The organism is Allobosea sp. 10L417 (genome assembly GCF_056395485.1).
The window spans coordinates 59,762-86,058 of record NZ_JBFTJP010000013.1 but is presented as its reverse complement, the minus strand read 5'-3'; the positions used below and the strand labels follow the sequence as shown (position 1 = coordinate 86,058).

Sequence of the window (26,297 nt, the reverse complement as noted above, 5' to 3'; positions counted from 1 at the left end):
GTCGTCGCTCAGGCCGGCAGGATGCGCCCGCGGTTGAGGATGTTGCCGGGGTCCAGCGTCCGCTTCAGCGATGTCATCAGGGCGAGTTCGGCATCCGAGCGGCTCATGCCGAGATAGGGCCGCTTCAGCACGCCGACGCCATGCTCGGCCGAGATGCTGCCCTGCTTCTCCCGGACCAGTGTGTAGACGATGTCGGCAAAGCCGGAGAGATCCCCAGTCTCGTCGTGGATCGAGAGATGCAGGTTGCTGTCGGCGAGATGGCCGAAGACGATCGGGAAGGCCGTGCCGCTACGCGCCTTGACTCGCTGGCGCAGCAAGGCGACCGCATCCGCCATGGCGCCCAGGGGAATGCTGACGTCGAAATGGATGCCGGGCGGCAGGTCGCGGTAGAACTCGTAATTCGCCTCGCGATAGGCCCAGAAGCGCTGCCGGTCCCGGCCCGACTGGGCGATCAGCACATCGTCCAGCAGGCCTTCTTCCGCCAGTTCGGCGAGCGCTTCCGCAAAGCTCTCCTCGCCCGTGCTATCCGAGCCCATCGCCGCCTCGACGACGAGCGTGACCTCGGTCTCCCCGGCGAAGGGAGCGGGCAGGCCGCCCTTTTCGATCGCGGCCTTCATGTATTCGGACCACATCGCCTCGAAGGCGAGCAGGCCGCCGCCGAGCCGCGCTTCGAGACGGTTGAGCGCCGCGAGAGCTTGGGCGACGCTGCCGGCGGCGCAAAGCGCCGTCTGCGTGCCGGTCACCGCTGGCTGGAGCGCCAGCAGCACACGGGTGACGACGCCGAGCGTGCCTTCGCTGCCGATGAAAAGCTGCGTCCAGTCGTAGCCGGCATTGTTCTTCACCACCTTCTTGAGATGGCCCACGATGCGGCCGTCGGCCATCACCGCTTCGAGGCCGAGCACGCTGCGCCGGGTCATGCCGTAGCGCAGCACCTGCACGCCGCCAGCATTGGTCGCGACATTGCCGCCGATCGTGCAGGTCCCGCGCGCGCCGAGATCGACGCCGTAGAGGAAGCCGGCCGCCGCAGCCTTCTCCTGCACGACCGCGAGCGGCGTGCCGGCGAGCACGGTCATCGTCCGCGTCACCGGGTCGACTTCTTCGACGCCGTTCATGCGTTCGAGCGAGAGGGCGACCTCGCCTGCCTGCGGCGTGGCGCCGCCGGCGAGCCCGGTCATGCCGCCCTGGACGACGACGGGCAGCGAGAAGCGCGAGCAGATCGCCAGCACCGCGGCGACCTCCTCTGTCGTCCGCGGCGTGACGAGCACGGCCGGCAGGCCCTCCGGCGTATCGGAGGCGTCCTTGCGATTGCGAGCGGGGATCGCCTCGCTGCTGCGCAGGCCACTGGGGCCGACCACCTCCGCCAGCGCCGCGAGCGCGTCGTCGGGAAAGGTCATGGCAGGCTCCGTAGGCTCGTCAGTCGGCTTTGCGCGCCGCGAGGAAGGCGGCGTGTTCCTTGACCAGATCGCCCGCCAGCGCCTTGGCGATCAGGGCGCGGGTGTTGGACAGGCCGTAGATCGCCGCGAAGGAGCCGAAGCGCGGGCCCTGATCCTCGCCGAACATCACCTGGTAGATCGCCTTCCACCAATCGCCGGAAACACCGGGACGCTCCGGCGTCGCGTTCTTGGCGGTGAGGTTCTGGTAGCGCGGGATGGCGCGGGCGATGTCGAGCGCCGTGTCCTGCACCATTTCGGGCGTAGCGTCCGCGGGCAGGGCGGCGATCGCCGCGTCGAGCTTCGTGAAGGCATCGCGCTCGACCTCGTCGGCCGGGCGGTAGCTCTTCGCCGGCTTCACGAAATCGCGGAAATAGGCGATCGCATAGCCGACCAGCGCGTCGAGGCGCGGATGGGTCTGCGGCGACATGCCCGGCGCATAGCGCTGGAGGAAGCCCCAGAGCACGGCCTTGTCCTCGGAATTCGCGACGGCGACGAGGTTCATCAGCAGGCCGAAGGTGACCTGCGTCCTCACCGCGTTCTCGCCCTCGCCGGCAGCAATCACCTCCGGTGCAGGCGGATCGCCGGCATGGATGTGCCAGACCGGGTTGCCGAGACGGTTCTTCCAGTCCTGCCGCTCATAGCCGTTGAGGAACTGGAGATATTCGTCGACGGCGCGTGGGATGACGTCGAAATGGAGCTTCTTGGCCTCGCGCGGGCGCTGGAACATGTAGAGCGCCAGGCTCTCCGGTGGCCCGTAGGTCAGCCATTCCTCGATGGTCAGGCCGTTGCCCTTCGACTTCGAGATCTTCTGGCCGAGATCGTCGAGGAAGAGCTCGTAGTTGAAGCCCTCCGGCGGCGTGCCGTCGAGCGCGCGGGCGATCTGGGAGGAGACCTTGACCGAGTCGATCAGGTCCTTGCCGGCCATCTCGTAGTCGACGCCGAGCGCGACCCAGCGCATCGCCCAGTCCGGCTTCCACTGCAGCTTCACATGGCCGCCGGTGACGGGGGTGACGAAGCGCTCCTTCGTCTCGGGATCGGCCCAGACGATGGTGCCGGCCTCGACATCGATCTCGTCGATCGGCACCTGCATGACGACGCGCGTCTTCGGGTGGATCGGCAGGAAGGGCGAATAGGTCGCGGCCCGCTCCTCGCGCAGCGTCGGCAGCATGATCTTCATCACCGCATCATAGCGGGCCAGCATCATGAGCAGCGTCGCGTCGAACTCGCCGGCACGGTACGCGTCGGTCGAGGACTTGAACTCGTAGTCGAAGCCGAAGCTGTCGAGGAAGGCGCGCAGCCGCGCATTGTTGTGGCGGCCGAACGAGTCGTGCGTGCCGAACGGGTCCGGCACCTCGGTCAGCGGCTTGCCGAGATTGGCGGCGAGCAGCTCCTTGTTCGGCACGTTGTCCGGCACCTTGCGCAGGCCGTCCATGTCGTCCGAGAAGGCGATCAGCCGCGTCGGGATGGTGTTGCCGGTGAGCACGCGGAAGGCGTGGCGCACCATCGAGGTGCGCGCGACCTCGCCGAAGGTGCCGATATGCGGCAGGCCCGAGGGGCCGTAACCGGTCTCGAAGATCACCGATTTCTTGCCGGATTTCTCGATGCGGGCCACGAGCTTGCGCGCCTCCTCGAACGGCCAGGAGGCCGAACGCTGGGCGGCGTCAACGAGGGCTGCGTCGAAGGCGGGCATGAGCGGCGGTGTCCTCTCCTGAACGGGAAAGCCATATCGCAAAAGCGAAAGAGGGGCTTTCGCAGATTGCCAAGGGCGCCGTCAATGCGCGAACACGGTTGAAATGCGGCAAACGAGGGTGCGGCCCCTCGCCGAAGCGGCTTGCCGGCTTGCCACGCCGGTATAGGGTCGCCCCTGCCTTATTCGCTTTAGACCATGCCTTGAAAGGATGCCGCCTTGGACCGCGACCTGCTCGAAAAGCTGACCGCGTGGCGACGACATCTCCACGCCAATCCGGAGTTGTCGTTGCAGGAGGCGCAGACCAGCGCCTTCGTGCAGGAGAAGCTGAAGGAGCTCGGCATTCCCTTCGCCGCCAATGTCGGCGGCCACGGCGTCGTCGCGACGCTGTCGCGCGGCTCCTCGGAGCGCTCTGTCGGCCTGCGCGCCGACATGGATGCGCTGCCGATCCAGGAGGTGAACGACCTCCCCTACAAATCCGGCAAGACCAACGTCATGCATGCCTGCGGCCATGACGGCCACACGGTCTCGCTGCTCGGCGCGGCGGCGCTGCTCAAGAACGACGAGAGCTGGAGCGGCACGGTGCAGTTCCTGTTCCAGCCGGCCGAGGAAGGCTATGGCGGCGCCAAGGCGATGATCCAGGACGGCGTGTTCGAACGCTTCCCGATGGAGCGCGTCTTCGGCCTGCACAACTGGCCGGGGCTGGAAGCCGGCACCGTCGCCGTGCATCGCGGCCCGGTGATGGCCGAGCCCGGCAAGTTCAAGATCACCTTGTCTGGCACCGCCGGTCATGCCGCCAAGCCCGAGCTGACGCATGATCCGATCACGGCGATGGGCCATCTGATCGTGGCGCTGCAGACCATCGTTTCGCGCAATGTCAGCCCGATGGACAACGCCGTCGTCACGATCGGCCAGATCCATGGCGGGCTCGCCTCGAACCAGATCCCGACCCATGTCTGGATCGAGGGCACCTATCGCGTCTTCACGGTTCCGGTGCGCGAGCGCGTCGTGCAGCGCATCCGCGACATCGCCAACAACATCGCCGCGACCTTCGAGATGAAGGCCGATGTCGATTTCTCGCTCGGCGGGCTGGCGACGATCAATACGCCTGATGAGGAGGACATGGCGGCAAATGCCGGCAAGGCCGCCGGGCTGGAGGTCCGCCGCGACATCTCCGCCAGCACCACCTCCGAGGATTTCTGCTACTTCCTGCAGGATCGGCCCGGCGCCTATGTCTGGATCGGCAACGGCCCTGCCGTGGACGGCGGCGAGCTGCACAATGACCGTTACGACTTCAACGACGCGATCCTGCCCGCGACCTCGGGCTGGCTCGCCGCGGTGGCGAAGCAGGCGCTGGCCAGCAACGCGCCGTAACAGCCGTTTCGTCCATCTGAGCCCTTATGCTGAGGAGCGCGCCCGAGGCGCGCGTCTTGAAGGGTGATCCAGATGGTTCCGGAACCTCCAGAAGCATCCTTCGAGACGCCATTCCCTGGGGAATGGCTCCTCAGGATGAGGGCTTGGGGGATCGGAGTTCAGTACGGGCTGACCGGGAAGAAGCGCAGATAGAGGCGGGCATAGGTCCCGTCATCCCACAGGCCCTGCAGCGCGTAGTCGATCGCGCGCTTCAGGGCGGGATCGTCCTTGCGCAGCAGGAAGGCGACGCCTTCGCCAAAATAGCGGCTCTCCAGATAAGGCCCGCCCGAGAAGGCGAACTCCCCGCTGCTGCCGGCGAGAGACAGCGACAGTGCCACGCCATCGGCGAAGACATATTCCGCCTCGCCGCTGCGCAAGGCGGCGATGGCCGCGCCGAGATCGGCACTCTCGCGCCGTTGCACGAACGGCATCAGCCTTTCGAGGAAGGCCTGGTGCGCGGAGTTGGCGACCACGGCGACGCGGCGGCCCTGCAGGCCGGCACTGTCGAGTGTCGAACGCGCATTGCCGCGCGTGGTGGCGAACCGGGCGGGGGCGCGAAAATAGAGATGGCTCGCGGCGAAGCGCTGCCGCAGCGCCGGCGTCAGGTTCATCGCGGCTGCCAGCACGTCGCCACGTCCCTCGGCCAGCGAATCCGGCAAGGTGTCGAAACGGCGCGGCTGGATCGTGCAGGTCCAGGCGAGCCTGTCGCAGACGGCGCGGGCGAGCTCGACCGAGAAACCGGTCAGCGCCCCGTCCGGCCCGGCGAAATGGAAGGGCGGGTAGTCGTCGTCGGTGAGGAAGCGCACCACGCGCGGCGGGCCGGGTTCCGGCCGGTCGAGCCGGATGCGCGGGTCCCAGAGATTGGGGATCGCGATGCGCGGCGGCTCCTGAGCCATGGCGGTCGCGGCCAGCAGGATCGAGACGGCGAGGGCGGTCAGCGCACGAAGCATCACGCGCATCTGGCGCCGGATGGGGCGGCGGATCAAGGGGAGAGGCCGCGTCATGCTCGGGCTTGACCCGAGCAGCTCCTAAGCCAGCGCCTTCCCGTCCTGCGATCCCCGTGTCGAAGCTTTGCTTCGCCCGGGAATGACGGAGCGACCTTAGCCGACGCTTGCCGCCGTCGCCTTCGCGCCCTTGTCGAGGAGCGAGGCGAGGTGAGCAGTCACCGGCTTCGTAAACCGCGTGTCACTCGGCAGGTCGGTTCCGAAGATGGCCTCGATGCCGGTGAGCGCCGCGACCAGCGCCTTGGCATCCCGCCCGGCTGCCTCGGCGCGGCGCTTCAGCTCGGCCGCCAGCGGATCGCGGACGTCGATGGCGCCGCCCTTCTCGTCGGTGCCGGTGACGTAGCGCATCCAGGCGGCCACCCCGAGCGCGAGATGGTCGATTCCGCCGCCGGCCTTCAGGCGTTCGCGGATGGTGCCGAGCAGGCGTTGCGGCAGCTTCTGCGAGCCGTCCATGGCGATCTGCCAGGTGCGGTGGCGGATCGCCGGGTTCTGGAAGCGGGCGAGCAGGGCCTTGGCATAATCCGCGAGCACGACGCCCTGCGGCGCCGGCACGGTCGGCATGATCTCGGCCCAGAGGCCTTCGAGGAAGCGGGCGAGGACCGGGTCGCCGCTGGCCTCGGCAACGGTCTCGTGGCCGGCGAGATAGCCGAGATAGGCGAGCGAGGAATGCGCGCCGTTCAGCATCCTGAGCTTCATGAACTCGAAGGGCGCGACTTCCGAGACCATCTGCGCGCCGACCTCGTGCCAATCTGGCCGGCCATCTGCAAAGACATCCTCGATCGCCCATTGCCGGAAGGGCTCGCCGATGACCGGGGCGGCATCGTCCAGCCCGATCAGCTTGGCGACCTCGGCGATGTCAGCATCCGTCGTCGCCGGCACGATACGGTCGACCATCGTTGCCGGGAAGGCGCCGTTGGCCTCGATCCAGGCGGCGAGCTCGTCATCCTGCAGCGCGGCGAAGTCGCGGACGAGGCCGCGCAGCACATGGCCGTTGGAGGGAAGATTGTCGCAGCAGAGCGCGGTGAACGGTCCGCGGCCTTCGGCCCGGCGGACCCGCAGGCCGGCCACGAGGATGCCGACGGCGGAGCGCGGCGCGTCGGGGTTTTCGAGATCGTGCAGAATGTCGGGATGATCCGCCTTGAGGCGGCCGGTCGCCGGGTCGTGGCAATAGCCCTTCTCCGTCACCGTCAGCGAGACGATGCGGGTTTCGGGCGCGGCCAGCCGCGCGATCAGGGCGGAAGGGCTCTCCGGCGCGACCAGCACATCGAGTACCGAGCCGATGATGCGCAGCTCCGGTCCGGTCGGGGCGAGCTTGAGGAGGGTATAGAGCCCGTCCTGCGGCTTCAGCCGGTCGCGCTGGTCGGGGCGCTGGAGGCTGGCGCCGATGATGCCCCACGCGCCGAAGCGCTTCTCGAGCGCATCCTCGGTATACTCGGCAAGATGGCCGCGGGCGAAGGCGCCGAGCCCGAGATGGACGATGCCGGGCTTGAGGGCCGTGCGGTCATAGGCGGGGCGGCGGATGGAAGCCGGCAGGCCGGCAAGGGTCGAAGCGGAGAGACGGGTCACAGCTTGTAGGCCTCCTTGGCGAGGCGATAGGCGAGATCATGGGCGACTTCAGCCGCCTCGTCCTCTTCCAGCCGGTGCTCGGCGACGAGCTTGGCGAGATAGGCGCAGTCGATGCGGCGCGCGACATCGTGCCGGGCCGGGATCGAGAGATAGGCGCGGGTGTCGTCGTTGAAGCCGACGGTGTTGTAGAAACCGGCCGTCTCGGTCGTCAGCTCGCGGAAGCGCAGCATGGCTTCGGGCGCATCGAGGAACCACCAGCCCGGTCCGAGCTTCAGCGCCGGGTAATGCCCGGCGAGCGGCGCGAGCTCGCGCGAATATGCGGTCTCGTCCAGCGTGAAGGCGATGACGGTGAGATTGCGCTCGTTGCCGACGGCGTCGAGCAGGGGCTTCAGCGCTTCAACGTAATTGGTCTCGGTCGGGATATCGCAGCCCATGTCGCGGCCGAAATGCGCGAACAGTGCCGCGTTGTGGTTGCGATGGGAGCCCGGATGGATCTGGAGGACGAGCCTGTCGTCCAGGCTCATCTTCGCCATTTCGGTCAGCATCTGGCCGCGGAAGAGGTCGGCGTCCTTGGCCGAAACCTTGCCCTTCAGGATCTTGGCGTAGAGCTTCTCGGCATCGGCATCCGAGAGATTGGCGGTACGGGCCGTGGCATGGCCATGGTCGGAGGAGGTGGCGCCGCGTTCCTTGAAATAGGCGCGCCGTTTGCGATGGGCGGCGAGATAGCCGGTCCAGCTGCCGATATCCTCGCCGGTCAGCTCACCGAACTTCTCGAGGTTGTCGGCGAAGCCCTCGAATTCCGGATCGACCACGCTGTCGGGCCGATAGGCGGTGACGACCTTGCCGCCCCAACCGGACGAGCGGATCATGTCGTGCCATTTCAGATCGTCGAGCGCGCCTTCGGTGGTGCTGATCGCCTCGATCTTGAAGCGCTCGAACAGGGCGCGGGGCCGAAGCTCGGGCTCGTCCAGCTTGGCGGCGATCTTGTCGTAGATCCGGTCGGCGCTCTCAGGCGTCAGGCGCTCGTTGATGCCGAAGACGGTCGAGGTCGCGTGCTCGAACCAGAGCCGGGTCGGCGTGCCCCGGAAGAGATGCCAATTATCGGCGAAGAGGCGCCAGATCTTGCGCGGGTCGGTCTCGACTTCGCCGCCATCCTTGCGGGCGATGCCGAGCTGCTCCAGCCGGATGCCTTGGGAATAGAGCATGCGGAAGATGTAATGGTCCGGCTTGACGAAGAGCGTGGCCGGATCGGGGAAGGCGTTGTCCTCGGCATACCAGCGCGGATCGGTGTGGCCGTGCGGCGAGATGATCGGCAGGTCGCGGACGGTGGCGAAGAGCCGGCGCGCAATGCCGCGCGTCACCGGATCGGCGGGGAAGAGGCGATCGTCGTGCAGCAACATGGGTGTCTCCATCGGTCGCGTGATCGATTTCGCAATGTCGGAGCGGGATCGATGTGAAAGACCGCTTCCCACTTTTTCATATCCCGCTCTAGAGCCGGCTGCGACGGGGGTCAATCGTCTGGTATACTAGTGCGCCAGATCTTGTTTCTGCCCAGCGGGGATTGTGCCGGAAGCAGGCTTGCGCTCGCCGCGCCTCCCGCGCCATCCTCGCGCCGCAACGGCATCGGAGCGATGGATATGACGACGCGGCGTGAACTCCTGGCTGGCGCGGGGCTGGCGGCGCTGGCGGCGCAGCTTCCCGTCGTCGCGCTGGCGCAGGCGAAGGACAGCGTCACCATCGCCCAGACGCTGGAGCCGCCGACACTCGATCCGACCTCTGGTGCTGCCCAGGCGATCCGCGAGGTGACCCTGCAGAACATCTTCGAGGGTCTGGTGAAGATGGACCGGACCGGCAAGCTCCAACCTTGCCTCGCCGAGAGCTGGGAGATCGCGGACGACAACGTCACCTATCGCTTCAAGCTTCGGCAGGGCGCGACCTTCCATGACGGCACGCCCTTCACCGCCGAGCAGGTGAAGTTCTCCTTCGAGCGCGCTGTCGCGCCGGATTCCACCAACGCCCAGCGCCAGCTCTTCACGCCGATCGCCGAGATCGCGACGCCCGATCCGGCGACGGTGGTGATCAAGCTCAAGCAGCCCACCGCGAATTTCCTCTACGGTCTCAGCTGGGGCGATGCCGTGATCGTCGCGCCGGCGACGGCTTCCAGCAACAAGACCAGTCCGGTCGGCACGGGCCCGTTCAAGTTCGTGCGCTGGAACCGTGGCGACCGGCTCGAACTCGCCCGCTTCGACGGCTATTGGGGCGAGAAGCCGGCGCTGGCCAAGGCGATCTTCCGTTTCATGTCCGATCCGCAGGCGCAGGTCGCGGCGCTCAGGGCCGGCGATGTCGACGCCCACACCAATCTCTCCGCGCCCGAGGCGGTGCCGCAGCTCAGGGCCGACCCCAAGCTCAAGGTCACGATCGGCCGCACCGAGGGCGAGACCATCCTCGCCACCAACAACGCCAAGCCTCCCTTCGACAAGCCTAGGGTGCGACAGGCCATTGCCCATGCGCTCGACCGCAAGACCATCGCGCTCGGCGTCTACGGCTTCGACGTCAGCCTGATCGGCAGCCATTTCTCGCCGCTGCATCCGGCCTATGTCGATCTCACCGGCACCTACCCCTATGACCCCGCCAAGGCCAAGGCGCTGCTGGCGGAGGCTGGCTTCCCGAACGGCTTCAACTGCACGCTGAAACTGCCGCCGCCCTCCTATGCCCGCCGCTCTGGCGAGATCGTCGCGGCGCTGCTGGCGCAGATCGGCATCAACGCGTCGATCGAGCCGCTCGAATTCCCGCAATGGCTGGAGCGCGTCTTCCGCAACAAGGACTACGACCTCAGCATCATCGCCCATACCGAGCCGCTCGACATCGATATCTACGCGCGGGACGATTATTACTTCCAGTACCGGAATCCCGAGTTCAAGGCGCTGATCGCCAAGATATCCGGGACGCTGGACGAGGGGGCCCGCAACGAGCTCTACAAGCAGGCGCAGCGGATGCTGGCTCAGGACGCGGTCAACGGCTTCCTCTTCATCCTGCCGAAGATCACGGTCGCGAACGCCGCGCTCGACGGCGTGTGGACCGACTGGCCATTGCCCGTGACGCCGCTGGCGGAGCTGCGCTGGCGGTGAGGCCGGCGACAGGCGGCAGAACGCCATGATCGGCTACATCCTGCGCCGGTTCGTCGCGCTGGCCCTGACCCTGCTCGCGGCGGCGCTGGTCATCTTCATCGTGCTGGAGGTGCTCCCGGGCGATCCGGCGGCGGTGACGCTTGGTCTCAACGCCTCGCCCGAAGCACTGGCGGCGCTGCATGCGGAGATGGGGCTCGACAAGCCGGCGGTGCTGCGCTTCCTCCTCTGGCTTGGCGGGCTCGTCACCGGCGATCTCGGCCTGAGCTACACCTATCGCGTACCGGTGGCGCAACTCATCGCCGAACGCATGGCGGTGACGCTGCCGCTCGCGCTGATGGCGATCGGGCTCGCGATGGCAATCGGCATCCCGCTCGGCATGCTCGCCGCCTCGCGCCGCGGTCAGCTGGCCGATGCCGGCGTGATGGCCTTCGCTCAGGCTGGGCTGGCCATTCCGAATTTCTGGTTCGGCCTCCTGCTCGTGCTCGTCTTCGCGGTCGGGCTCGGTTGGTTGCCGGCCGGCGGCTTTCCGGGCTGGCAGGCGGGCTTTGGTACGGCGCTGAAGGCGCTCCTAATGCCCGCGCTGGCGCTCGCCTTGCCGCAGGCGGCGATCATCGCGCGGGTGACGCGCTCCGCGATGCTCGACACATTGCAGGAGGATTTCGTCCGCACCGCCCGCGCCAAGGGCCTCAGTGAAGCCGTGACGATGCGCCGGCACGCGCTGCGCAACGCGCTGATCCCGGTGGTGACGATCCTCGGCCTTCAGTTCTCGGTGCTGATCGCCGGTGCGATCATCATCGAGAATGTCTTCGCGCTGCCGGGGCTGGGGCGGCTGGTTTTTCAGGCCATCGCCCAGCACGATCTGATCGTGGTCAAGGACCTCGTCATGCTCTTCGCCGGGCTGGCGATCCTGATCAATTTCGCGGTCGAGCTGCTCTACGGGCTGATCGATCCGCGCCTGAGGCAGGCATGAGCGCGGTTCAGGACAAGGCGCCGGGCGGCCGTCGGCACTGGTGGCTCGCGCCCTCCTTCGCAATCGGGGCGGTACTGGCCGTGCTCGTCGTCGCAGCGGCGCTGACTTCCTACGTCTGGACGCCCTATCCGCCGACCCAGATGGCGATCCTGAATCGGCTCAAGGGTCCCTCGGCCGCCAACTGGTTCGGCACCGACCAGTTCGGCCGCGACGTCTTCTCGATGATCATGGTCGGCGCACGCAATTCACTTGCGGTGGGGCTGGGCGCGGTCGGCATCGGCATGGTGCTCGGGACGACGCTGGGGCTCATCGCCTCGGTCCGGCGTGACGGCATTCTCGACAACGTCATCATGCGCACGGCCGATTTCACCCACGCCTTCCCGGCCGTGCTGACCGCGATCATGATGACCGCTATCGCCGGGCCCGGCATGCTCAACGCCGTCGTCGCCATCGGCGTGCTGAATCTGCCCTATTTCGCGCGGCTGGCACGGGGGGCGGCGCTGCAGGTCTGGGCGCAGGACTTCATCCAGGCGGCGCGGGCGGCCGGGCTCAACAACCGGCAGATCACGCTGCATCATGTCCTGCCGAACATCGCCGGCATCCTGGTGGTGCAGGCGACGATCCAGTTCGCGCTCGCGGTGCTGGCCGAAGCGGGGCTGTCCTATCTCGGGCTGGGCACGCAGCCGCCGAACCCGTCCTGGGGGCGTATGCTCAACGAAGCCCAGACCTTCATGGCGACGCAGCCCTGGCTTGCGATCTTTCCAGGTGCCGCGATCGCGCTGACCGTGCTGGGGTTCAACCTGCTCGGCGACGGCTTGCGCGATGCCGTCGATCCGCGTCTGCGCCGCAGCCGGTGAGAACGGATGCAATTCGCAGCCCTCATCCTGAGGAGCCGCGTAAGCGGCGTCTCGAAGGATGTTCCAGTTGGTTCTGGAGCCTCATGGAGCATCCTTCGAGACGCAAGCCGTCGGCTTGCTCCTCAGGATGAGGGCTGAGGGGAATGAGGATGTTTCGATGACCGACCTTGCCGATCTGAGCGCGGCCGAACTGCTTTCCGCCTATCGCGACCGCGCGCTTTCGCCTGTCGAGGTGACGGAGGCGGTGATCGCGCGGATCGCTGCCTGGGAGCCTAAGCTCGATGCGCTCTACGCCTATGATCCGGAGGGCGCGCGGGCGCAGGCGAAAGCCTCCGAGGCGCGCTGGCGGAACGGGCAGGCGCTGCCGCTCGACGGCGTGCCCGGCACGATCAAGGAAAACATCAGGACGAAGGGCGTTCCGGTGCCCCTCGGCACGGCCGCGAACGATCTCTCTCCCGCTGCCGATGATGCCCCGCCGGCCGCGCGGCTGCGCGAAGCCGGTCTCGTCATCCTCGGCAAGACGACGATGCCGGATTACGGCATGCTCTCCTCCGGTCTGTCGAGCTTCCACAGGCCCGCGCGCAATCCGTGGGACGTCAGCAAGAACCCCGGCGGCTCCTCGGCCGGTGCCGGTTCGGCGGGAGCGGCGGGCTATGGGCCGCTGCATGTCGGCACCGATATCGGCGGCTCGATCCGCCTGCCCGCCGGCTGGTGCGGGCTCGTCGGCCTGAAGCCAAGCTTCGGGCGCGTGCCGATCGACCCGACCTATTATGGCCGCGTCGCCGGGCCGATGACGCGCACGGTCGAGGACGCCGCGCTGATGATGCGGGAATTGTCGAGGCCCGATGCCCGTGACGGCATGAGCCTGCCACCGCAGGAGATCGACTGGCTGGCGCTCGACATCGATCTGAAGGGGCTGCGCATTGGCCTGCAGCTCGATGCCGGGATCGGGCTCGCCGTCGAGCCGGAGACGAGAGCGGCCATCGATGCGGCAGCGAGGGCCTTCGCCAATGCGGGCGCCATCGTCGAGCCGGTCGAGCCCTATCTGACCCGCGAGATGCTCGACGGGCTCGACGACTTCTGGCGCCAGCGCGCCTGGGTCGATATCGGCGCGCTGCCGCAGGAGAAGCAGGCCAAGGTGCTGCCCTATATTTTCCAGTGGGCCGAGGGCGGCAAGGCGCTGCCGGGCGCCCGAGTCTATCGCGGCATGAGCCAGATGATGGCGATGCGCGACGCCGCGCTGAAGGCGATAGCGCCTTACGACTTCATCCTCTCGCCGGTCTCGCCCGTGCCGAGCTTCCCGGCCGAATGGGCCTCGCCCGTCAACGATCCCGCGCAGCCCTTCGAGCATATCTGCTTCACGGTATCGGCGAACATGTCGGACCAGCCCGCGATCTCGGTTCATGCCGGGCTGACGACGGGTGGCCTGCCGATCGGCCTGCAGATCACCGGCAGGCGCTTCGACGATCTCGGCGTGCTCAGGATGGCGCGCGCCTGGGAAAAAATGCGCGGCGGGGCGATCCGCTGGCCGTCCGCCTGAGACTAGAGCGGAGAGGGAGAAACGTCATGGACCTGAAGCTAGAAGGCAAGCGCGCGCTGGTGACCGGCGGCAGCAAGGGCATCGGCCGTGCCATCGCGCGGCAGCTCGCGCTGGAGGGCGTCGACGTCGTCATCGCTGCACGCAATCAGGCGGAGCTGGACGAGGCAGCGGCAGCGCTCGCGGCGGAGACCGGGCGCAAGGTGGTCGGCCGTACGGTCGACACCAGCGATGATGCGTCCGTGAAGGCGCTGGTTGCCGAGACCGTGGCGGTGCTGGGCGGCCTCGACATTCTCGTCAATGCGGCGGCCAAGCCCGGCGGGCAGGCGCCGCCGCCGAAGCTCGCCGAGATCACCGACGCGCTGTTCTGGGACGATGTGAACGTTAAGGTGATGGGCTATCTGCGCATGGCGCGGGAGGCCGCACCGCATATGGCGGCCAATGGCTGGGGCCGCATCATCAACATCAGCGGGCTCGCCGTCCGTCTGACCGGCTCGACCATCGGCTCGATGCGCAATGTCGCGGTGGCGGCGCTGACCAAGAACCTCGCCGACGAACTCGGCCCTCGCGGCATCAACGTCACCGTCGTCCATCCCGGCACGACCCGTACGGAGCGGACCGCTTCCGTCGTCGCGGCGCGGGCTGCCGCCCGCGGCAAGAGCGAGGCGCAGGTCGAAGCCGATATGGCGGCGAACAGCACCATCGGGCGGCTGGTCGACGCGTCGGAGATCGCCGACATCGTCGCCTTCCTGGCCTCGCCGCGCAGCGTCGCGATCAATGGCGATGCCCTCGCCTGCGGCGGGGGCATCCGCGGCGCGATCCACTACTGAGGCGCGGCAGCCTTAGAACAGCGCGGTGGGCGCGAACTGGGCCAGCGCCATCAGCGCGACGCCGGCGAGGCCGAGAAGGCCGCCGGTGAAGGCGAGCAGCGTGACGCCGGTGATGATCGCGGCGGACGAGATCACGATCGCGATCTGGATCAGCCCGGAGGCGATGTCGAACTTGTCGTCGCGGGCGGCGGCGATGTCGCGCTGCGCCTCGGCCGCCTTGGCGCGGGCGGCGAGTTCCTTGCGGCCCTCATTGGTCTCGGGCTCGGAATCGTAGCGCGCGACGGTCTGCTTCCAGCTTTCGATGCGCTTGCTCAGGCGCTGCCGGGCGGCCTCGTCGGCAATGCCGGCGAGTTCGACCTCCATCGCCTCGGCGGCGGTGCGCACGGTGGTGCCGCGGATGGTCTTGGCCTGGAAGAAGGCCCAGAGATTGGAGGCCTCGATATTCTTGGCGACGGCTTCCTGCTCGGCATTCTTGCCGCCGATCTCGGAGAAGGCGAGGGTGAGCGCAAGCAGCGCGATCAGCAGGGCGATACGCTTGTTGCCGCCCTCGGGCGTTTCGATGGAGTCGGACACGAATCACCTTGCAGGGCCGATATGGCGGCGCTGTTTAAGGCTTTCCGTTAAGGCAGGAAGATGTCAGCCGCCGCGGGCCCGCGGATGAGCGGCGTCATAGGCCGCCATCAGGCGGCTTGAATCGATGCGGGTGTAGATCTGCGTCGTCGAGAGCGAGGCGTGTCCGAGCAGCTCCTGGATGGCGCGCAGATCGCCGCCGCGCCCGAGTAGATGGGTCGCGAAGGAATGGCGCAGGCTGTGCGGCGTGGCGGAGGAGGGCAGGCCGAGCGCGCCGCGCAAGCCCTCGACCGCGAGCTGGATAATGCGGGGCGAGAGCGGGCCGCCCTTGGCGCCGACGAAGAGCGGGCCGCCTAGTGGCAGGCGCCAGGGGCAGAGCTTCAGATATTCGGCGATCGCCGTGACGACGACGGGGAGCACCGGCACCATCCGCGTCTTGCTGCCCTTGCCGATGACGGTCAGCGTGTCGCCGGCGCTTTGCGGGGCCTGCGCGCGGGCGAGCGAGAGCGCCTCCGAGATGCGCAGGCCGCTGCCATAGAGCAGGCCGAGCACGGCGGCGTCGCGAGCGAGGATCCATTGCTCGCGTTCTTCGCCGGCGCGGGTATCGGCCTGCGTGACGGCGCGGGCGGTGGGGGGGGCGAGCGGGCGTGGCAGGGACTTGCCGAGGCGCGGGCCGCGTGTCGCCGCGAAGGCGGCGGCGGTGAGCTTGCCGCTGCGCTCGCCGAAGCGGGCGAACGAACGCAGTGCCGCGAGCTGGCGCATCAGCGTGCGGTTGCCGACGCCGTCGCGGCGCCGCTGGCCGAGGAAGGCGCGCAGATCGGCGGGCTTGAGCCCGGCGATGTCGGCAAGCGATGGCGCACCGCCGAGATGCTCCGTCAGGAAGGCGGTGAACTGGCCGAGGTCGCGGCCATAGGCTTCCAGCGTCTTCGGCGAGAGACGCCGCTCGGCCGAGAGATGCTGGAGCCACTCCTGCCGGAAGCTGTCGAAATCGGTCATGCGCAAGCGTTCCGTCATGGTCGGGCTTGTCCCGACCATCCACGTTTTGGCTGATCGAGGTCGGTGTTCAAGACGTGGATTCTCGCCACAAGGGCGAGCATGACGGGTGGCCAAGCATCCAGCATGACGCTCCCGCCTTAACAGGTCACGAATCGATGCTAGACACTGGCGCCATGGACGAGATGGCGGACATGTTGGAAGGCGGCACGGTCGACGTGCTGATCCCGCTCGGGCTCGACCAGGCCTATAGCTATGCCGTGCCCGCAGGGCTCTCGCTAAAGCCCGGCGATGTCGTGCAGGTGCCGCTCGGGCCCCGCGAGACGGTCGGCGTGGTCTGGGATATCGGCAGCGGGCGCGGCGGCAATCTCAAAAAGGTCACCGGCAAATACGACATGCCGCCGCTCGACCCGGCGTTGCGCAAGCTCGTCGACTGGGTCGCCTGGTACACGCTGGCGCCCAAGGGCTCGGTGCTGGCGCTGGCGTTGCGCCGCCAGCCTGACGATACGCCCGAGCGCCCCAAGCTCGGCGTCCGGCTCGCCGGGCCACCGCCGGGAAGGATGACCCCCGCGCGGGCGCGGGCCATTGCAGCGGCCGAGGGCGGATTGCTGATCGCGAAATCGGCGCTGGCCGAGGCCGCCTCGGTCAGCGCTGCGGTAATCGATTCCCTCGTCGATGCCGGCACCTTCGTGGTCGAGCCATTGCCTCGGGACGCCATCGCGGCCCGGCCCGATCCCGACCATGCTGTGCCCGAGCTGTCGGAGGGGCAGGGAGAGGTGGCGCAGGCGCTGGTCGCGTCGGTGCAGGCGAAGACGTTCGGTGTTTCGCTGCTCGAAGGCGTCACCGGTTCGGGCAAGACGGAGGTTTATTTCGAGGCAGTCGCCGAGGCGATCCGGCAGGGCAGGCAGAGCTTGATCCTGATGCCGGAGATCGCGCTCACCGCGCAGTTTATCGACCGGTTTGAGGCCCGCTTTGGCGTCAAGCCGGGGCTCTGGCATTCGGCCGTGAGCGGCCGGCGGCGCGAGCGGCTCCAGGCGGCGATCGCGAGCGGCGAGGCGAAGGTGGTGGCGGGCGCGCGCTCGGCCCTGTTCCTGCCCTATAGCGATCTCGGCCTCATCGTCGTCGATGAGGAGCACGAGAGCGCCTACAAGCAGGAGGACGGCGTTTCCTACCACGCCCGCGACATGGCGGTCGTGCGCGGCAGGATCGAGAATGCCCCGGTCGTGCTTGCCTCGGCGACGCCTTCGCTGGAGACGCGGGTCAATGCCGAGCGTGGCCGCTACACGCATCTCAAGCTGCCGGAGCGTTTCGGCGGCCGCGAACTGCCGCAGCTCGGCCTCGTCGACCTGCGCCACGACAAGCCGGAGCGCGGGCGCTGGCTGTCGGGTACGCTGATCAAGGCGGTCGAGGCGAATCTGGAGGCGAAGGAGCAGTCGCTGCTCTTCCTCAACCGGCGCGGCTACGCGCCGCTGACGCTCTGCCGCGATTGCGGCCATCGCTTCCAATGCCCGAACTGCACGGCGTGGCTGGTCGACCATCGCTTCCGGCGCGCGCTGGTCTGCCATCATTGCGGGCATGTCGAGCGCCGGCCGCATGAATGCCCCGCCTGCCAAAAGCCGGAGAGCCTGATCGCCTGCGGGCCGGGCGTCGAGCGGCTGGCCGAGGAGGTCGCGACACTTTTTCCACAGGCGCGTTCGATTGTGCTCTCCAGCGATTTCCCTGGCGGGACCGAGCGGCTGAAGCAGGAGCTGATGGCGGTGGCCGAGGGCGAATTCGACATCGTCATCGGCACGCAGCTCGTCGCCAAGGGCCATAATTTCCCCGGTATGACGCTGGTCGGGGTGATCGATGCCGATCTCGGCCTCACCTCCGGCGATCCGCGCGCGGCCGAGCGGACCTTTCAGGCGCTGCGGCAGGTTACGGGCCGCGCAGGACGGGGCGAGAAACCGGGCCGCGCTCTGCTCCAGACGCATGACCCCGAGCATCCCGTGCTCAAAGCGCTGATCTCCGGCGACCCGGAGCGCTTTTATGCCGCAGAGGAGGCGTCGCGGGAGGCGGCAGGGCTGCCGCCTTTCGGCCGTTTGGCGGCGCTGATCGTTTCCGCGAGCGCGCAAGCAGAGGCCGAAAGTCATGCCCGTGCCTTGGCGCGCTGTGCGGAGGCCGGAGACGGAATCATGGTGCTGGGGCCGGCGGAAGCGCCGCTTGCGGTGTTGCGGGGGCGCCATCGCGTGCGCCTGATCGTCAAAACGACGCGCGAGATCAATCTGCAGGATTACCTGCGCGGCTGGCTGAAACGGGCGCCGCGCCCCAAGGGCTCGGTCAGGGTCGCAGTCGACGTCGATCCACAGAGCTTCCTTTGAATTGCTGAAAGCCGTGGCAAAATCGCCGCTTACGATGGCGAACTAGCGATTGCGTGGCCCGGAACCGCATGCTAGTGCACCGCCACATTTCGGTCGCGAAGTCGTCTTGCCGACTTTGCGCCTAAGATACTCGCAGCGCCGGGACGATGCACTCCACCTTCTCTGGAAGGTCGCCGGTGCAGTCCCTTGAAACGAGAGACGGGAAGCGTGGCTGAAGGCGGATCGCAGGGGACATTGGTGTCGGGCGTAGCTCAGCGCTATGCCACCGCTCTGTTCGAACTGGCTGAGGAGACGGGTGCGATCGATACCGTCGCCGCGGCTCTCGATGCTTTCAACGGCCTGCTCGCTGAGAGCGCCGATCTCACTCGCCTGATCGAGAGCCCGGCCTTCACCGCCGAGGAGCAGGTCGCCGCGATCAAGGCCGTGCTCGAGAAGGCCGGCATCACCGGCATTGCCGCCAATTTCATCGGGCTGGTCGCCAGCAAGCGCCGCCTCTTCGCGCTGCCGGGCATGATCACCGGCTACAAGCGCCTGGTCGCCGAGGCCAAGGGCATCGTCTCCGCCGAGGTGACGGTCGCCGAAGAGCCGACGGCCAAGCGCGTCGACGAGATCCGCGCGGCGCTCAAGGGCGTTGCTGGCAAGGATGTCGACATCTCGATCAAGGTCGATCCGACGCTGATCGGCGGGCTCATCGTCAAGATGGCTTCGCGGATGGTCGACGCCTCGCTGAAAACCAAGCTCAATTCAATTCGTCTTGCCATGAAAGAGGTCGGCTGATGGACATCCGCCCCGCTGAAATCTCCGCCATTCTGAAGGCTCAGATCTCGAATTTCGGCTCGGAAGCTTCGGTCACCGAAGTCGGCCAGGTTCTCTCCGTCGGTGACGGCATCGCCCGCGTCTACGGCCTCGACAAGGTCCAGGCCGGTGAGATGGTCGAGTTCGAGTCCGGCGTGCGCGGCATGGCGCTCAACCTCGAGAGCGACAATGTCGGCGTCGTGATCTTCGGTTCCGACCGCGAGATCAAGGAAGGCCAGACCGTCAAGCGCACCGGCGCCATCGTCGACGTTCCCGTCGGCAAGGAGCTGCTCGGCCGCGTCGTCGACGCGCTCGGCAACCCGATCGACGGCAAGGGCCCGATCAAGGCGAAGACCCGCGCCCGCGTCGACGTCAAGGCCCCCGGCATCATCCCGCGCAAGTCGGTGCACGAGCCGATGGCGACCGGCCTCAAGGCGATCGATGCCCTGATCCCGATCGGCCGCGGCCAGCGCGAGCTCATCATCGGCGACCGCCAGACCGGCAAGACCGCCGTGGCGCTCGACACGATCCTGAACCAGAAGTCGCTGAACGGCGAAGGCGCCCCGGAGAGCCAGAAGCTCTACTGCGTCTACGTCGCCGTCGGCCAGAAGCGCTCGACCGTCGCCCAGTTCGTCAAGGTTCTGGAAGAGCGCGGCGCGCTCGAGTACTCGATCGTCGTGGCGGCCACCGCCTCGGACGCTGCTCCGATGCAGTTCCTGGCGCCCTTCGCCGGCTGCGCCATGGGCGAGTTCTTCCGCGACAACGGCATGCACGCCGTCATCATCTATGATGACCTCTCCAAGCAGGCCGTCGCCTACCGCCAGATGTCGCTGCTGCTGCGCCGCCCGCCGGGCCGCGAAGCCTATCCGGGCGACGTGTTCTATCTCCACTCCCGCCTGCTCGAGCGCGCGGCGAAGATGGGCGAGGCCGCCGGCCTCGGCTCGCTGACGGCGCTGCCGGTCATCGAGACGCAGGCAAACGACGTCTCGGCCTACATCCCGACCAACGTGATCTCGATCACCGACGGCCAGATCTTCCTGGAGACGGACCTGTTCTACCAGGGCATCCGTCCGGCCGTGAACGTCGGCCTCTCGGTGTCGCGCGTCGGCTCCTCGGCGCAGACGAAAGCGACGAAGAAGGTCGCCGGCAAGATCAAGGGCGAGCTCGCCCAGTATCGCGAGATGGCTGCCTTCGCCCAGTTCGGCTCGGACCTCGACGCGGTCACGCAGCGCCTGCTCAACCGCGGCGCCCGCCTGACCGAGCTCCTGAAGCAGCCGCAGTTCTCGCCGCTGAAGATGGAAGAGCAGGTCGTCGTGATCTATGCCGGCGTGAACGGCTATCTCGACGCGCTGCCGGTCAACAAGGTCCGCGCCTTCGAGGATGGCCTGCTGTCACTGGTCCGCTCGAAGCATGCCGATTTCCTCAACGAGGTCGGTACGAGCAAGGACCTGTCGGACGCCAACGCCGCCAAGCTCAAGGACATCGTGACGAACTTCGCGAAGTCCTTCGCCTGATCGTGACCGCAGGCGCGGCGAGCCGATGAGGCTCCGCCGCGCCGCCTCTCTGGATTGCTTCGTCGTCGCACTGAGCGGCTGACGGGTAGGGGATAGAGACCGGATGCCGTCCCTTAAGGACCTACGTAATCGCATCGCCTCCGTGAAGGCGACGCAGAAGATCACCAAGGCCATGCAGATGGTCGCGGCTGCCAAGCTGCGCCGCGCGCAGTCTGCCGCCGAGGCCGCGCGCCCCTATGCCGAGCGCATGGAGACGGTGCTGGCGAACCTCGCTTCGGGCGTGACCGGGTCGAGCGCGCCGCGCCTGATCTCGGGCACGGGCTCGGACAAGGTGCATCTGCTGCTGGTTCTGACCGCCGAGCGCGGCCTGTGCGGCGCCTTCAACTCCTCGATCGCGCGCCTCGCCCGCGACAAGGCGAATGCGCTGAAGGCCGAGGGCAAGACGGTCAAGATCATCTGCGTCGGCAAGAAGGGCTACGATATCCTGCGCCGGCAGTTCGCGGCGGAGATCATCGAGTTCATCGACCTGCGCGAGTTCAAGCAGGTCGGCTTCGTCAACGCCGAGACGATCGCCCAGAACGTCCTGGCCCGCTTCGGCAATGGCGAGTTCGACGTCGCGACGCTGTTCTTCTCGCGCTTCCGCTCGGTGATCGCCCAGATCCCGACGGCACAGCGCATCATCCCGGCCGAAATCCCGGAAGGCACGCAGCAGACCGACGCGGTCTACGACTACGAGCCGGACGAGGGCGAAATCCTCGAGACGCTGCTGCCGCGCAACCTGACTGTGCAGATCCTGCGCGGGTTGCTCGAGAACGCAGCTTCCGAGCAGGGCGCGCGCATGTCGGCGATGGATTCCGCCACGCGCAATGCCGGCGAGATGATCAAGAAGCAGACGCAGCTCTACAACCGCTCGCGCCAGGCGATGATCACGAAGGAACTGATCGAGATCATCTCCGGCGCGGAAGCGCTCTAACCGCCTAGACTCTTGCCGGCGGTGCTCACCGCCGGCTGCCGAAACATCCGAATGCGCTAGTCCCGAGGTTCCGCCATGGCCAAAGCCGCTACCAAGACCACCAAGAAGACCGCCGACGAGAAGCCCGCCAACACCGGCACCGGCCGCGTTGCCCAGGTCATCGGCGCGGTTGTCGACGTGCAGTTCGACGGCGCCCTGCCGGAGATCCTGAACGCGCTCGAAACCGACAATCTCGGCAATCGCCTCGTCCTCGAGGTCGCCCAGCACCTCGGCGAGAACACCGTCCGCACCATCGCGATGGATTCCACCGAAGGTCTGGTCCGCGGCCAGCCGGTCACCGATACCGGCGCCCCGATCGCCGTCCCGGTCGGCGACGAGTGTCTTGGCCGCATCATGAACGTCATCGGCGAGCCGGTCGACGAAGCCGGCCCGATCCTGACGAGCCATACCCGCGGCATCCATCAGCCCGCTCCGTCCTATGCCGAGCAGGCCACCGAGGCGCAGATCCTCGTCACCGGCATCAAGGTCGTCGACTTGCTGGCGCCCTACGCCAAGGGCGGCAAGATCGGCCTCTTCGGCGGCGCCGGCGTCGGCAAGACCGTGCTGATCATGGAGCTGATCAACAACGTCGCGAAGGCCCATGGCGGCTACTCCGTGTTCGCCGGCGTCGGCGAGCGCACCCGCGAGGGTAACGACCTCTATCACGAGATGATCGAGTCGAACGTCAACAAGGACCCGAAGGAAAACGGCGGCTCGACCGCAGGTTCCAAGTGCGCCCTTGTGTACGGCCAGATGAACGAGCCGCCGGGCGCCCGCATGCGCGTCGCCCTCGCCGGCCTGACCGTCGCGGAAGACTTCCGCGACAAGGGCCAGGACGTGCTGTTCTTCGTCGACAACATCTTCCGCTTCACGCAGGCCGGCTCGGAAGTGTCCGCGCTGCTCGGCCGCATTCCCTCGGCGGTGGGCTATCAGCCGACGCTCGCCACCGACATGGGCAACCTGCAGGAGCGCATCACCACCACCAACAAGGGCTCGATCACCTCGGTGCAGGCGATCTACGTGCCCGCCGACGACCTGACCGACCCGGCGCCGGCGACCTCCTTCGCCCACCTGGACGCCACGACCGTGCTCTCGCGCTCGATCGCGGAAAAGGGCATCTACCCGGCGGTCGACCCGCTCGACTCGACTTCGCGCATGCTCTCGGCCGACATCGTCGGCGAGGAGCATTACGGCGTCGCCCGTCAGGTCCAGCAGATCCTCCAGCGCTACAAGGCGCTGCAGGACATCATCGCGATCCTGGGCATGGACGAACTCTCGGAAGACGACAAGATGACGGTGGCGCGCGCCCGCAAGATCGAGCGCTTCCTGTCGCAGCCCTTCCACGTCGCGGAAGTCTTCACCGGCTCGCCGGGCAAGCTCGTCTCGCTCGAAGACACGATCAAGGGCTTCAAGGGCCTGGTCGAGGGCAAGTACGATCACCTGCCGGAGGCGGCCTTCTACATGGTCGGCTCGATCGAGGAAGCCGTCGAGAAGGCTCAGCGCCTGGCCGCCGAGGCCGCGTAAGCTTCCGAACGCGTCGTCCCCGGGCCCAGCCCGGGGATCTCATGACCAGAAACTGCTGGTTTCCGAGATGGCCGGGGCAATTCCGGCCATGACGAGCCGGGGAGAATGAAACGATGGCCACCTTCAAGTTCGAACTCGTCTCGCCGGAGCGCATCCTGTTCTCGGGCGACGTCATCAGCGTCATCGTCCCATCGGTCGAGGGCGAGATGACCGTGCTCGCCGGCCATGCGCCGCTCGTCGCGACGCTCAAGGCCGGTATCGTCTTCGTCCAGACGACCGAGAGCAACGGCAAGGAATTCTTCATCAATGGCGGCCTCGTCGAGGTCAACCAGGCTTCGACGACGATCCTCGCCGAACAGGGCCGATTTCTAGAGGACGTCGACACCGCCGTCCTCGACGCCGAAATCCTGACCGCCGAGACGCGCCTTGCCGGCTCGCACAATGAGGACGAGCAGAAGCGCCTGCAGGACGCGCTGGTGCAGCTGCGCGAGTTCAAGCACGTCTTCGAGCAGCGCAAAGCGGCCTGAGCGTCGCCTGCAAGCCGAGAATGCAAGGGGCCGCGCGAGCGGCCCTTTTTCATGCGTACCTGATGAACTCCAGCAGCGAGCCGTCGGGGTCGCGGAAATAGACGCTCGTGCCATGGCCGCCCCGGCCGAAACGTTGGACCGGGCCGAGCTCGATCGCGACGTTCTGCCGTTGGAGATGGGTGATCGCTTCCGCGATCGGTTCCGGCCAGACGAAGCAGAGATCGCTGCCACCAGGCGGCACAGGCAGGCGGGCCACCGGGGTGGGATTGAGGCCCGGCCCGTGGCAGTTCAACTGCGCGCGGCCGACGCGATAGACGAAGCCATTCGTGTTCGGGATGATCTCGGCGCCGATCACATCGCGATAGAAGGCGTTCGAGCGTTCCCAGTCCGCGACATGGATCACGCAGTGGTCGAGTTCGACGATGCTCATCGGTCCATTCCTGCCGCCGTGATGGGCCTGGCGAAGGCCGTGAAGGCGGCGACGACCCGCTCGTACACGACCCGCTTGAAGGGAACGACGAGCCCCGGCATCTGGTTCGGCGGATGCCAGCGCCATTCGCTGAACTCCGCAGGCTCGTCGCCGTTCGGCTGGCTGATGTCGATCTCGTCCTCGTTGCCCGTGAAGCGGAACGCGACCCAGCGCTGGCGCTGACCGCGAAACGCCGCGAGCCTGTGCGGCGGTCCGTCATAGCGCGGGAAGTCGTAGCTCCACCAATCGTCGGTCGCAGCCAGGAACGTGGCACGGGTGACGCCGGTCTCTTCGGCGAGTTCGCGGCGCGCGGCGGCGATGATGTCCTCGTCGGGATCGATGCCGCCCTGCGGCATCTGCCAGTGGAAGCCGGGCAGGATCACCTCGGGGCCTGCGCTATGCGAGCGGCCGGCAAAGACGAGCCCCGCTGCGTTGAACAGGGCGATGCCGACATTGGGGCGGTAGGGGAGACTCATCCGCTGAGCATACGACGCAGCCCGGGCCCGTGAAACGGCCAGGCGGAGCGTAAGCTACCTGACGCAGCCAGCTCAATTCGGAGAATGGCAGCCGGCAAAATTCAACCTTGCCGCTTCAGAAGAACGCAGGCGAGAAGGCCGGGAAAGCGTTGCTCGATATCGTCGCGGCGCAGCGCGTTCATCCGTGTCGCGCCTTCATTGCGGGTGCGGATGAGGCCGGCCTCGCGCAGGACGCGGAAATGATGCGAGACGCTGGATTTCGGCCGGTCACCTTCAAGGGCCTGGCAGCTCGCCTCTCCTTCCGTCGCAAGCCGGCGGATGACCTCCAGCCGGAATGGGTCGCTCAGCGCGTGGAAGACGTCTTCCAGCGCGATTTCCTCCGAAGCGGGCAGGCGGGCATGTCGCATCGGAGAATCCTATCACAGGGATTTGATATTGCCAAAGTTCGAAAAATATCGAATTATCGAATAACCAAATTCCCTACGCGGAGCCAAGCATGTCCGGCCTGTTCGATCCTTTCAGCCTGAAGAACGTCACCCTGCGAAACCGCATCGTGACATCGCCCATGTGCCAGTATTCCGCGCAGGACGGCGTCGCCAACGAATGGCATCGCGCCCACCTCGCCGGGCTGGCGCGTGGCGGCGCCGGCCTTGTCGTCATCGAGGCGACCGGTGTCTCGCCGGAAGGGCGGATCACGCCGGCCTGCCTCGGGCTGTGGAACGACGCACAGGCCGAGGCGCTGGCGCCGATCGTCGCCGAGATGCGCAAGGCCGGCGCCGTGACTGGCATCCAGATCGGCCATGCCGGCCGCAAGGCCAGCGCCAACCGTCCCTGGGAGGGCGACGAYCACATCCCGGCAAATGATCCGCGTGGCTGGGAGACGATCGCTCCGTCTGCCATCGCTCAGGGCGGCGGCCTCTCGCGTGTGCCGCGGGCGATGACGCAGGCCGATATCGACCGTGTCCGCGCCGATTTCGTCGCCGCCGCCGAGCGCGCCCGGGACATCGGCATCGAATGGCTGAAGCTGCATTTCGCCCATGGCTATCTGGCGCAGAACTTCCTGTCGCGCCATGCCAACCAGCGCACGGACGAATACGGCGGCAGCTTCGAGAACCGCAGCCGCTTCCTGATCGAGACGCTGGCCGCCGTGCGCAAGGTCTGGCCGGAGGATCGGCCGTTGTCCGCCCGCCTCGGCGTGATCGAGTATGACGGCCAGGACGAGGAGACGCTTGCCGAGGCGATCGAGCTGGTGAAGCGCCTGAAGGACGAGGGGCTGGACTTCATCGACGTCAGCGTCGGCTTCTCGACCAACGAGGCGAAGATTCCGTGGGGCCCGGCCTTCCTGGCGCCGGTGGCCGAGCGGGTGCGCCGCGAGAGCGGGTTGCCGGCCTCGACGAGCTGGTACATCAGCAAGCCCGAGCAGGCCGACGCGCTGGTGCGCGAGGGCAAGGTCGATCTCGTCACGCTCGGCCGGCCGCTGCTGGCCGATCCGCACTGGCCCTATGCCGCCGCGCAGGCGCTCGGTGTCGAGAACCCGGCCTGGAAGACCCTGCCGGCGCCCTACGCCCACTGGCTCGCCCGCTACCGCGCGGCGTAACGAACCGGAACTGCGCCGTCATTCCGGATTGGCGC

At 67.4% G+C, this 26,297-nt stretch carries 22 protein-coding genes and 1 pseudogene; 13 read left to right on the top strand and 10 right to left on the bottom strand.

Going from position 1 to position 26,297, the window contains the following annotated elements; translation table 11 throughout:
- Window positions 1-8 precede the first annotated feature (8 nt).
- The gene (locus AC1DE3_RS24855) at window positions 9-1,394 is read right to left on the bottom strand and encodes an FAD-binding oxidoreductase (protein WP_476780687.1); all 1,386 of its coding nucleotides are present in this window, start codon (window positions 1,392-1,394) and stop codon (window positions 9-11) included.
- 19 nt (window positions 1,395-1,413) lie between these two features.
- The gene (locus tag AC1DE3_RS24850) at window positions 1,414-3,123 is read right to left on the bottom strand and encodes a lysine--tRNA ligase (RefSeq protein ID WP_476780688.1); all 1,710 of its coding nucleotides are present in this window, start codon (window positions 3,121-3,123) and stop codon (window positions 1,414-1,416) included.
- 216 nt (window positions 3,124-3,339) lie between these two features.
- On the opposite strand from AC1DE3_RS24850, the gene AC1DE3_RS24845 reads away from it, so the two are divergent.
- Window positions 3,340-4,494: an amidohydrolase gene (locus AC1DE3_RS24845; RefSeq protein ID WP_476780689.1), complete on the top strand. Its 1,155-nt coding sequence runs from the start codon at window positions 3,340-3,342 to the stop codon at window positions 4,492-4,494.
- A 158-nt stretch (window positions 4,495-4,652) separates the two neighbouring features.
- Here AC1DE3_RS24845 and AC1DE3_RS24840 read toward each other — a convergent pair whose 3' ends face one another.
- The 3 genes from AC1DE3_RS24840 to uxaC all read right to left on the bottom strand — a co-directional run bounded on the left by AC1DE3_RS24840 (window position 4,653) and on the right by uxaC (window position 8,503).
- Window positions 4,653-5,537, bottom strand: coding sequence for a transporter substrate-binding domain-containing protein (locus AC1DE3_RS24840; protein ID WP_476780690.1), 885 nt, complete (start codon window positions 5,535-5,537; stop codon window positions 4,653-4,655).
- Window positions 5,538-5,633: 96 nt separating this feature from the next.
- Window positions 5,634-7,103, bottom strand: a complete 1,470-nt coding sequence (locus AC1DE3_RS24835; RefSeq protein ID WP_476852842.1) for a mannitol dehydrogenase family protein — start codon at window positions 7,101-7,103, stop codon at window positions 5,634-5,636.
- On the bottom strand, window positions 7,100-8,503 hold the full coding sequence (gene uxaC, locus AC1DE3_RS24830; RefSeq protein ID WP_476780692.1) for a glucuronate isomerase: 1,404 nt from the start codon (window positions 8,501-8,503) through the stop codon (window positions 7,100-7,102). Before uxaC ends, AC1DE3_RS24835 begins: the two co-directional genes overlap by 4 nt.
- A gap of 237 nt (window positions 8,504-8,740) precedes the next feature.
- Here uxaC and AC1DE3_RS24825 point away from each other — a divergent pair, with 237 nt between their 5' ends.
- The 5 genes from AC1DE3_RS24825 to AC1DE3_RS24805 all read left to right on the top strand — a co-directional run bounded on the left by AC1DE3_RS24825 (window position 8,741) and on the right by AC1DE3_RS24805 (window position 14,425).
- Window positions 8,741-10,231, top strand: a complete 1,491-nt coding sequence (locus AC1DE3_RS24825; RefSeq protein WP_476780693.1) for an ABC transporter substrate-binding protein — start codon at window positions 8,741-8,743, stop codon at window positions 10,229-10,231.
- A gap of 25 nt (window positions 10,232-10,256) precedes the next feature.
- A complete protein-coding gene (locus tag AC1DE3_RS24820) occupies window positions 10,257-11,201 on the top strand; it encodes an ABC transporter permease (protein ID WP_476780694.1) in 945 nt (314 codons plus the stop codon).
- Window positions 11,198-12,058, top strand: coding sequence for an ABC transporter permease (locus AC1DE3_RS24815; protein ID WP_476780695.1), 861 nt, complete (start codon window positions 11,198-11,200; stop codon window positions 12,056-12,058). Before AC1DE3_RS24820 ends, AC1DE3_RS24815 begins: the two co-directional genes overlap by 4 nt.
- Window positions 12,059-12,215: 157 nt before the next feature.
- The gene (locus AC1DE3_RS24810) at window positions 12,216-13,598 is read left to right on the top strand and encodes an amidase (RefSeq protein WP_476780696.1); all 1,383 of its coding nucleotides are present in this window, start codon (window positions 12,216-12,218) and stop codon (window positions 13,596-13,598) included.
- 26 nt (window positions 13,599-13,624) lie between these two features.
- Window positions 13,625-14,425, top strand: coding sequence for an SDR family NAD(P)-dependent oxidoreductase (locus AC1DE3_RS24805; RefSeq protein ID WP_476780697.1), 801 nt, complete (start codon window positions 13,625-13,627; stop codon window positions 14,423-14,425).
- A 12-nt stretch (window positions 14,426-14,437) separates the two neighbouring features.
- On the opposite strand, the gene AC1DE3_RS24800 is transcribed toward AC1DE3_RS24805, so the two are convergent.
- Both AC1DE3_RS24800 and AC1DE3_RS24795 read right to left on the bottom strand, forming a co-directional pair.
- Entirely contained in the window at window positions 14,438-14,998 is a 561-nt protein-coding gene (locus AC1DE3_RS24800; protein WP_476780698.1) for a DUF4337 domain-containing protein, read from the bottom strand.
- 63 nt (window positions 14,999-15,061) lie between these two features.
- Entirely contained in the window at window positions 15,062-16,009 is a 948-nt protein-coding gene (locus AC1DE3_RS24795) for a tyrosine recombinase XerC (protein ID WP_476780699.1), read from the bottom strand.
- Between the two features lie 137 nt (window positions 16,010-16,146).
- Between AC1DE3_RS24795 and AC1DE3_RS24790 the strand changes: the two genes are divergently transcribed.
- From AC1DE3_RS24790 to AC1DE3_RS24765, 6 genes are all read left to right on the top strand, one after another.
- A complete protein-coding gene (locus tag AC1DE3_RS24790; RefSeq protein ID WP_476852841.1) occupies window positions 16,147-18,348 on the top strand; it encodes a primosomal protein N' in 2,202 nt (733 codons plus the stop codon).
- Window positions 18,349-18,555: 207 nt separating this feature from the next.
- A complete protein-coding gene (locus AC1DE3_RS24785) occupies window positions 18,556-19,125 on the top strand; it encodes a F0F1 ATP synthase subunit delta (protein ID WP_476780701.1) in 570 nt (189 codons plus the stop codon).
- A complete protein-coding gene (atpA, locus tag AC1DE3_RS24780; protein WP_441509597.1) occupies window positions 19,125-20,657 on the top strand; it encodes a F0F1 ATP synthase subunit alpha in 1,533 nt (510 codons plus the stop codon). The genes AC1DE3_RS24785 and atpA overlap by 1 nt, the downstream gene beginning before the upstream one ends.
- 103 nt (window positions 20,658-20,760) lie before the next feature.
- Entirely contained in the window at window positions 20,761-21,630 is an 870-nt protein-coding gene (locus tag AC1DE3_RS24775; protein ID WP_476780702.1) for a F0F1 ATP synthase subunit gamma, read from the top strand.
- Between the two features lie 75 nt (window positions 21,631-21,705).
- On the top strand, window positions 21,706-23,193 hold the full coding sequence (atpD, locus tag AC1DE3_RS24770; RefSeq protein WP_476780703.1) for a F0F1 ATP synthase subunit beta: 1,488 nt from the start codon (window positions 21,706-21,708) through the stop codon (window positions 23,191-23,193).
- A 113-nt stretch (window positions 23,194-23,306) separates the two neighbouring features.
- Window positions 23,307-23,720: a F0F1 ATP synthase subunit epsilon gene (locus AC1DE3_RS24765; protein ID WP_441509594.1), complete on the top strand. Its 414-nt coding sequence runs from the start codon at window positions 23,307-23,309 to the stop codon at window positions 23,718-23,720.
- 49 nt (window positions 23,721-23,769) lie between these two features.
- Here the strand turns inward: AC1DE3_RS24765 and AC1DE3_RS24760 are convergent.
- The 3 genes and pseudogenes from AC1DE3_RS24760 to AC1DE3_RS24750 form a co-directional block, all read right to left on the bottom strand.
- A pseudogene (locus tag AC1DE3_RS24760) lies at window positions 23,770-24,087 on the bottom strand (VOC family protein); the annotation flags it as partial.
- 59 nt (window positions 24,088-24,146) lie between these two features.
- Complete coding sequence (locus tag AC1DE3_RS24755) at window positions 24,147-24,665, bottom strand: RNA pyrophosphohydrolase (RefSeq protein WP_476852840.1); 519 nt, start codon at window positions 24,663-24,665, stop codon at window positions 24,147-24,149.
- Between the two features lie 101 nt (window positions 24,666-24,766).
- Complete coding sequence (locus tag AC1DE3_RS24750; RefSeq protein WP_441509591.1) at window positions 24,767-25,072, bottom strand: ArsR/SmtB family transcription factor; 306 nt, start codon at window positions 25,070-25,072, stop codon at window positions 24,767-24,769.
- Between the two features lie 89 nt (window positions 25,073-25,161).
- On the opposite strand from AC1DE3_RS24750, the gene AC1DE3_RS24745 reads away from it, so the two are divergent.
- Window positions 25,162-26,262 (top strand): NADH:flavin oxidoreductase/NADH oxidase, encoded by a 1,101-nt coding sequence (locus AC1DE3_RS24745; RefSeq protein WP_476780705.1) that lies wholly within the window; start codon window positions 25,162-25,164, stop codon window positions 26,260-26,262.
- Window positions 26,263-26,297: the final 35 nt, after the last annotated feature.

Bases quoted from the DNA above. Each gene is read 5' to 3' on its own strand.
- atpA (WP_441509597.1), top strand. From the start codon at position 19,125: ATGGACATCCGCCCCGCTGAAATCTCCGCCATTCTGAAGGCTCAGATC.
- AC1DE3_RS24840 (WP_476780690.1), bottom strand. From the start codon at position 5,537: ATGACGCGGCCTCTCCCCTTGATCCGCCGCCCCATCCGGCGCCAGATG.
- atpD (WP_476780703.1), top strand. From the start codon at position 21,706: ATGGCCAAAGCCGCTACCAAGACCACCAAGAAGACCGCCGACGAGAAG.
- AC1DE3_RS24825 (WP_476780693.1), top strand. From the start codon at position 8,741: ATGACGACGCGGCGTGAACTCCTGGCTGGCGCGGGGCTGGCGGCGCTG.
- AC1DE3_RS24775 (WP_476780702.1), top strand. From the start codon at position 20,761: ATGCCGTCCCTTAAGGACCTACGTAATCGCATCGCCTCCGTGAAGGCG.
- AC1DE3_RS24815 (WP_476780695.1), top strand. From the start codon at position 11,198: ATGAGCGCGGTTCAGGACAAGGCGCCGGGCGGCCGTCGGCACTGGTGG.
- AC1DE3_RS24765 (WP_441509594.1), top strand. From the start codon at position 23,307: ATGGCCACCTTCAAGTTCGAACTCGTCTCGCCGGAGCGCATCCTGTTC.
- AC1DE3_RS24750 (WP_441509591.1), bottom strand. From the start codon at position 25,072: ATGCGACATGCCCGCCTGCCCGCTTCGGAGGAAATCGCGCTGGAAGAC.
- AC1DE3_RS24850 (WP_476780688.1), bottom strand. From the start codon at position 3,123: ATGCCCGCCTTCGACGCAGCCCTCGTTGACGCCGCCCAGCGTTCGGCC.
- AC1DE3_RS24820 (WP_476780694.1), top strand. From the start codon at position 10,257: ATGATCGGCTACATCCTGCGCCGGTTCGTCGCGCTGGCCCTGACCCTG.
- uxaC (WP_476780692.1), bottom strand. From the start codon at position 8,503: ATGTTGCTGCACGACGATCGCCTCTTCCCCGCCGATCCGGTGACGCGC.
- AC1DE3_RS24805 (WP_476780697.1), top strand. From the start codon at position 13,625: ATGGACCTGAAGCTAGAAGGCAAGCGCGCGCTGGTGACCGGCGGCAGC.
- AC1DE3_RS24790 (WP_476852841.1), top strand. From the start codon at position 16,147: ATGCTAGACACTGGCGCCATGGACGAGATGGCGGACATGTTGGAAGGC.
- AC1DE3_RS24855 (WP_476780687.1), bottom strand. From the start codon at position 1,394: ATGACCTTTCCCGACGACGCGCTCGCGGCGCTGGCGGAGGTGGTCGGC.
- AC1DE3_RS24755 (WP_476852840.1), bottom strand. From the start codon at position 24,665: ATGAGTCTCCCCTACCGCCCCAATGTCGGCATCGCCCTGTTCAACGCA.
- AC1DE3_RS24810 (WP_476780696.1), top strand. From the start codon at position 12,216: ATGACCGACCTTGCCGATCTGAGCGCGGCCGAACTGCTTTCCGCCTAT.
- AC1DE3_RS24795 (WP_476780699.1), bottom strand. From the start codon at position 16,009: ATGACGGAACGCTTGCGCATGACCGATTTCGACAGCTTCCGGCAGGAG.